The organism is Pseudomonas sp. 32_A, from assembly GCF_017490905.1.
In the GTDB taxonomy this organism is placed as follows: Bacteria; Pseudomonadota; Gammaproteobacteria; order Pseudomonadales; family Pseudomonadaceae; genus Aquipseudomonas; species Aquipseudomonas inefficax.
Window position 1 is genome coordinate 25,531 of the sequence record NZ_JAFGYI010000054.1, and the last position, 5,836, is coordinate 31,366.

The following is a 5,836-nucleotide window of genomic DNA, read 5'->3' on the forward strand; positions in this document are numbered from 1 at the left end:
GCGCCGCCACCGCAAACATCATCACCGCCACCATCAGGTCGAGCATGCGCCAGGTCGCCGGCCGGGCCAGCCACGGCGCCAGCCAGGCCGCGCCGATCGCCAGGGTCGAGAACCACAGCAGCGAGGCACTGGCCGCCCCGGCCACGTAGGCACCAGGAGCAGTCTGCTGGGCGCCCAGTGAGCCGATCAGCAGCACCGTGTCGAGGTACACGTGCGGGTTCAGCAGGGTCACCGCCAAGGCACTGAGCAGTACCGCGCGGCGTGAGCGGGCACCTTGGCCTTGCTGGTGTTGCAGGCTTTGCTTGGAGCAGGCGCTGCGCAAAGCCTTGGCGCCGTACCAGATCAGGAACACCGCGCCACCCCAGCGGGCGATAGCCAGCAAGGTTGGGTTGTGCGCCAGCACAGTGGCCAGGCCGAACACTCCGGCAGCTACCAGGATGGCGTCACAGACGATGCACAGTGCCGCCACCGGCAAATGATGTTCGCGGCGCAAGCTCTGGGCGAGGACGAAGGCGTTCTGTGCACCGATGGCCATGATCAGGCCGAAGGCCACGAGCATGCCGTTGAGATAGCTTTGCCACATGGCGTGCTCTCCAAAGAAGCTAAAAGATGCTGGTCATTGTGATGAATCACGCTGTATAAGAAAAACAAATAAAGCTGATCCATCATTAGGAAAATCGATGTTCGACTACAAGCTGCTGGCCGCCCTCGCCGCGGTGATCGAGCAGGGCGGTTTCGAACGCGCGGCGCAGGTGCTGGGCTTGTCGCAGTCGGCCATCTCCCAGCGCATCAAGCTGCTCGAGGCGCGGGTCGGTCAGCCGGTGCTGGTGCGTGCCACGCCGCCAAGCCCGACCGAAGTCGGCCGCCAGTTGCTGAACCATGTGCAGCAGGTGCGCCTGCTCGAACGCGACCTGCAGCGCCAGGTGCCGGCGCTGGACGAAGAGGGCATGCCGGAGCGCCTGCGGATTGCCATCAACGCTGACAGCCTGGCCACCTGGTGGGCCGGCGCAGTGGGCAAGTTCTGCGCACAGCAGAACGTGTTGACCGACCTGGTGGTGGAAGACCAGGAAGTGGGCCTGAAACGCATGCGTGCGGGCGAAGTGGCGGCCTGCCTGTGTGGCAGCGAGCGGCCGGTGGCCGGCGCGCGCAGCCTGCCACTGGGTGCCATGCGCTACCGCGCGCTGGCCAGCCCCGCGTTCATGGCGCGGCATTTTCCGCAGGGTTTCGCTGCCAGCCGCCTGGCCCGTACCCCTGCGATCGTTTACGGCCCGGACGATTTCCTGCAACACCGCTACCTGGCATCGCTGGGCATCGAGGACGGTTTCCTGCACCACTTGTGCCCATCGTCCGAAGGCTTCCTGCGCATGACCGAAGCGGGTCTGGGCTGGGGCCTGGTACCGGAACTGCAGGCACGCGAGCAACTGGCCAGCGGCCAGTTGGTGGAAATCTGCAGCGATACCCCCATCGATGTGCCGCTGTACTGGCATCATTGGCGCAATGGCGGGCAACTGCTCGCGCAACTGACCGACCACCTGCGGCACACCGCACGGCATTGGCTGGTGCCCTTGTAGCCACGGCTGGCGTCAGTTGCATCTGAAATCTGGCAAGACGGAGTCTTACATGCGAATTCTGGTCACCGGCGCGAGCGGCTTCATTGGCGGGCGCTTTGCGCGCTTTGCCCTGGAGCAGGGCCTGGACGTGCGGGTCAGCGGCCGTCGAGCCGAAGGGGTCGAGCACCTGGTCAAGCGCGGCGCCCAGTTCATCTCCGGCGACCTGGGTGATGCCGAACTGGCCCGCCGCCTGTGCCAGGGCGTCGATGCGGTGGTGCATTGTGCTGGCGCAGTGGGCAACTGGGGGCGCTATCAGGATTTCTACCAAGGCAATGTGGTGGTCACCGAAAACGTGGTCGAGGGCTGCTTGAAGGAGCACGTGCGACGCCTGGTACACCTGTCTTCGCCGTCGATCTACTTCAATGGCCGCTCGCGCCTGGACATCCGGGAAGACCAGGTGCCGCGCCGCTTTCACGACCACTACGGGCAAACCAAGCACATGGCCGAGCAGAAGGTATTCGGCGCCCAGGAGTTTGGCCTCGAGGTACTGGCACTGCGCCCACGCTTCGTCACTGGCGCGGGCGATGCCAGTATCTTCCCGCGGCTGATGCAGATGCAGCGCAAGGGGCGTGTGGCAATCATCGGCAACGGCCTTAACAAAGTCGATTTCACCAGCGTGCACAACCTCAACGAAGCGCTGCTCAGTGCCTTGTTCGTCGACGACCGGGCGCTGGGCCAGGCCTACAACATCAGCAACGGCCAGCCGTTGCCGCTGTGGGACGTGGTCAACTACGTGATGCGTCAGATGCAGCTGCCGCAGGTTACCCGTTACCGTTCCTACGGCCTGGGTTACAGCCTGGCCGCGCTGAACGAGGCGGCTTGCATGTTGTGGCCGGGGCGCCCGCAACCGACCCTGTCGCGCCTGGGGATGCAGGTGATGAGCCGCGATTTCACCCTGGATATCAGCCGTGCTCGACAGTACCTGGATTACCAGCCCAAGGTCAGCCTGTGGACGGCGCTGGATGAATTCTGCGCCTGGTGGAAGCATCAGCCGCCGGGGCAGTGAGGCCGCTCGGCCGACAATGGTCATCAACGCGCCGCGCTGGCGGTTTATACTCGTGCCTCTTTGCGACTACCGCGGTTGAATGTATCCATGCGTAACCATGCTCACGATGACTACGATGACGTGCCTACCCTGCGTGCCGGCACCCATGACGATGACGAACTGATGCCGGCGCACGTGGTGCGCAGCCGCCAGAAAGCCGCTCGCGGTGCCAGCACGGCGCCGCTCTGGGCATTGCTCGGCGCCTCGTTCATCGCCTTGGCGGGCCTTGGCTGGTGGAGCTTCCAGCAGATCTCGCTGATGGAGCAGCAGCTGGTGGCGACCCAGGAAAGCTTCGCCCGCATCAGCGAAGAAGCGGCGGGGCGCCTGCAAGCGATCAGTGGCAAGGTGGCGGCCAGCGAATCCGGCGCCACTACCAACAGCGAGGCGCTGAAGCTGCAATTGCGCCAGTTGCAGAAGGGCGTGGCCGGGCAGACCGGCGACCTGGGCAAGCGCCTTGAGCAGGTGCTGGCCGATACCCGTGAACAGCAGAAGGCCGTGACCGAGCTGCAAAGCCAGTTGCAGGCGCAGTTGAAGGCGGTGAATGGCGAACTGGCCGCATTGCGCTCGGGCCAGGTCGATGGGGGCAAGCTGGATACCCAGTTCAAGGGGCTGAACGAACAGGTCGCTGCGCTGAAGGCCGCGCAGGTCGATGGCGCCAAGCTGGATGGGCAGCTCAAGAGCCTGAGCAGCGAGGTGGCGGCGCTGAAGAAGCAGGGTAACCCGAGCGCGGCCATCCAGGGCCTGGAACAGGATATTCTGGTGCTCAAGAGCCAGATCGACAACCGCCCGGCCGCGGCGGCCTCCGGTGGTGCTTCGGTGCAGGAGTTCGATGCCTTCAGGGCACAGACGACCCGTAACCTGAATACCTTGCAGAGCCAGGTTCAGAACCTTCAGCAGCAGATCAATGCCCGGCCCTGAAACCACCTGAGCCTTCTTCGCGGGCACGCCCGCTCCCACAGGTACAGCGACAAGCTTGAAGATTGCGCTGATCCTGTGGGAGCGGGCGTGCCCGCGAATGGCCCTCAATCACAACCGCGGATAGTCGATGTACCCCACCGGCCCTTTGCCATAGAAAGTCTCCGGCCGCGCCTCGTTCAACGGCGCATCCGCCGCCAGCCGCGCCGGCAGGTCGGGGTTGGCGATGAACGGCACGCCAAACGCCACGGCGTCAGCCTTGCCACTGGCCAGGGCCGCATTGGCACTGGCCTTGTCAAACCGCTCATTGACGATGTACGGGCCACCGAACGCTTCCTTGATCAGCGGGCCGATACTGTCATCGGCTTCCTTTTCCCGCGAACATATGAAGGCAATACCCCGCTTGCCCAGCTCGCGGGCCACGTAGGTAAAGGTTTCGGCGCGGTCGGCATCGCCCATGTCATGGGCATCGGCACGCGGTGCCAGGTGCACGCCGACGCGGTTGGCGCCCCAAACCTCGATGGCCGCATCGGTCACTTCCAGCAGCAGCCTCGCACGGTTTTCCAGTGAGCCGCCGTAGCGGTCGGTGCGCTGGTTGGTGCTGCTCTGCAGGAACTGGTCGAGCAGGTAGCCGTTGGCACCGTGGATCTCCACGCCATCGAAATCGGCAGCCTTGGCATTCTCGGCGCCGCTGCGGTAGGCCTCGACGATGTCGATGATTTCTTCGGTTTCCAGCGCGCGTGGGGTGGGGTAGTCGCTGAGCGGGCGTACCAGGCTTACATGGCCTTTAGGCTGAATTGCACTGGGGGCTACCGGCAGCTCGCCGTTCAGGTAGCTGGGGTGGGAGATGCGGCCAACATGCCATAGCTGCAGGAAGATGCGCCCGCCGGCGGCATGCACGGCCTTGGTCACATTGTTCCAGCCACGCACCTGCTCATCGTTCCAGATACCGGGGGTATCCGGGTAGCCGACGCCCATGGCGCTGACCGAGGTCGCCTCGCTGAGGATCAGCCCGGCGCTGGCGCGCTGCACGTAGTACTCGGCCATCAGCGCGTTGGGTACGCGGCCTTCGTCGGCCCGGCAGCGGGTGAGCGGGGCCATGATGATGCGGTTGGGCAGTTGCAGGTCGCCCAGGGTGATCGGATCGAAAAGCGTGGTCATGACGGTTACCTGCCTGTTCAGAGTGCTTGGCGCAGTTGTTCGAGAAACGCCTGGATGGTGGCTTCGTTGCGTTTGAAGAAGTGCCATTGGCCGATCTTCTGGCTGCTGACCAGCCCGGCGCGCTGCAGGGTGGCCAGGTGGGCGGAGACGGTTGACTGCGAGAGGCCGCAGCGTTGGTCGATCTGCCCGGCACACACACCGTTCTCGGTGCTGTGGTACTGGTCGGGGAATTGCGTCGCCGGGTCCTTCAGCCAGCTGAGGATTTCTCGCCTGACCGGGTGGGCCAGCGCTTTTATGATTTCGTCGAGATCGAGAGGCATGGGTTGAGGCTCGTTGTAGCGGTATATCGCGATGGAGCGAAATGTAAATCGCGCTTTGCCGATATACCAATACCAAGAGGTTCTGAGCTCAGTATGAATCGCTATATCGCGTTATAACGATATGCTGGCTGGCGGTGCTAGACTGCGCTGATGAACTACCTCGCACACCTGCACCTGGGCGGCCCGGCGCCGCAACAACTGCTTGGCAGTCTGTATGGCGATTTTGTCAAAGGCTCACTGGAAGGGCGCTTCCCACCTGCGCTGGAGGCGGCCATCCGGCTGCACCGGCATATCGACAGCTATACCGACCAGCACCCGTTGGTGTTGGCGGCGCTGGCGCGTTTTCCACGGGAGCGGCGGCGCTTTGCCGGCATCGTTCTGGATGTGTTTTTCGACCATTGCCTGGCGCGGCATTGGCGGGATTATGCCGAGCAGCCGCTGGAGCAGTTCACTGGGGCCTTTTATCGGGTATTGCTGGCGGAGCCCGAGTTGCCGGGGCGGCTGGCGCGGATTGCGCCGTTCATGGCAGCGGATGACTGGTTGGGGGCATATGGCGACTTTGCCACGCTGGAGCAGGTGTTCAACGGCATCGCCCGGCGCTTGTCGCGGCCGGAAGGGATGGTTGGGGTGATGGGGGAGCTGGAGCGGTTGTATGAGCCATTATTGGCGGACTTCAGGGCGTTTTATCCACAGTTGCAGGCCTTTGCTGCGGCTGGCCGGTTGTCTGGCAGTTAGTGCCGGGTTGGCATTGCTGGCCTCTTCGCGGGTAAACCCGCTCCCACAGG

General features: G+C 64.0%; 7 protein-coding genes. 4 read left to right on the plus strand and 3 right to left on the minus strand.

All coding sequences use genetic code 11. From position 1 onward, the window contains the following. On the minus strand, positions 1–583 hold a 583-nt coding region (locus J5M58_RS23675), incomplete at its 3' end, for a LysE/ArgO family amino acid transporter (protein ID WP_207879798.1). Positions 584–680: 97 nt separating this feature from the next. On the opposite strand from J5M58_RS23675, the gene J5M58_RS23680 reads away from it, so the two are divergent. The 3 genes from J5M58_RS23680 to J5M58_RS23690 all read left to right on the plus strand — a co-directional run bounded on the left by J5M58_RS23680 (position 681) and on the right by J5M58_RS23690 (position 3,573). Beyond that, entirely contained in the window at positions 681–1,571 is an 891-nt protein-coding gene (locus J5M58_RS23680) for a LysR family transcriptional regulator ArgP (RefSeq protein ID WP_112250364.1), read from the plus strand. 49 nt (positions 1,572–1,620) lie between these two features. Next, a complete protein-coding gene (locus J5M58_RS23685) occupies positions 1,621–2,616 on the plus strand; it encodes an NAD(P)-dependent oxidoreductase (RefSeq protein ID WP_112250366.1) in 996 nt (331 codons plus the stop codon). 87 nt (positions 2,617–2,703) lie between these two features. Beyond that, positions 2,704–3,573: an ATPase gene (locus J5M58_RS23690; protein WP_207879800.1), complete on the plus strand. Its 870-nt coding sequence runs from the start codon at positions 2,704–2,706 to the stop codon at positions 3,571–3,573. 108 nt (positions 3,574–3,681) lie between these two features. Here J5M58_RS23690 and J5M58_RS23695 read toward each other — a convergent pair whose 3' ends face one another. Both J5M58_RS23695 and J5M58_RS23700 read right to left on the minus strand, forming a co-directional pair. Further along, on the minus strand, positions 3,682–4,731 hold the full coding sequence (locus J5M58_RS23695; protein ID WP_207879802.1) for an alkene reductase: 1,050 nt from the start codon (positions 4,729–4,731) through the stop codon (positions 3,682–3,684). Positions 4,732–4,748: 17 nt separating this feature from the next. Further along, positions 4,749–5,051 (minus strand): helix-turn-helix transcriptional regulator, encoded by a 303-nt coding sequence (locus tag J5M58_RS23700; protein ID WP_207879804.1) that lies wholly within the window; start codon positions 5,049–5,051, stop codon positions 4,749–4,751. A gap of 150 nt (positions 5,052–5,201) precedes the next feature. Between J5M58_RS23700 and J5M58_RS23705 the strand changes: the two genes are divergently transcribed. Further along, positions 5,202–5,786: an ACP phosphodiesterase gene (locus J5M58_RS23705; RefSeq protein ID WP_112250370.1), complete on the plus strand. Its 585-nt coding sequence runs from the start codon at positions 5,202–5,204 to the stop codon at positions 5,784–5,786. Positions 5,787–5,836 lie beyond the last annotated feature (50 nt).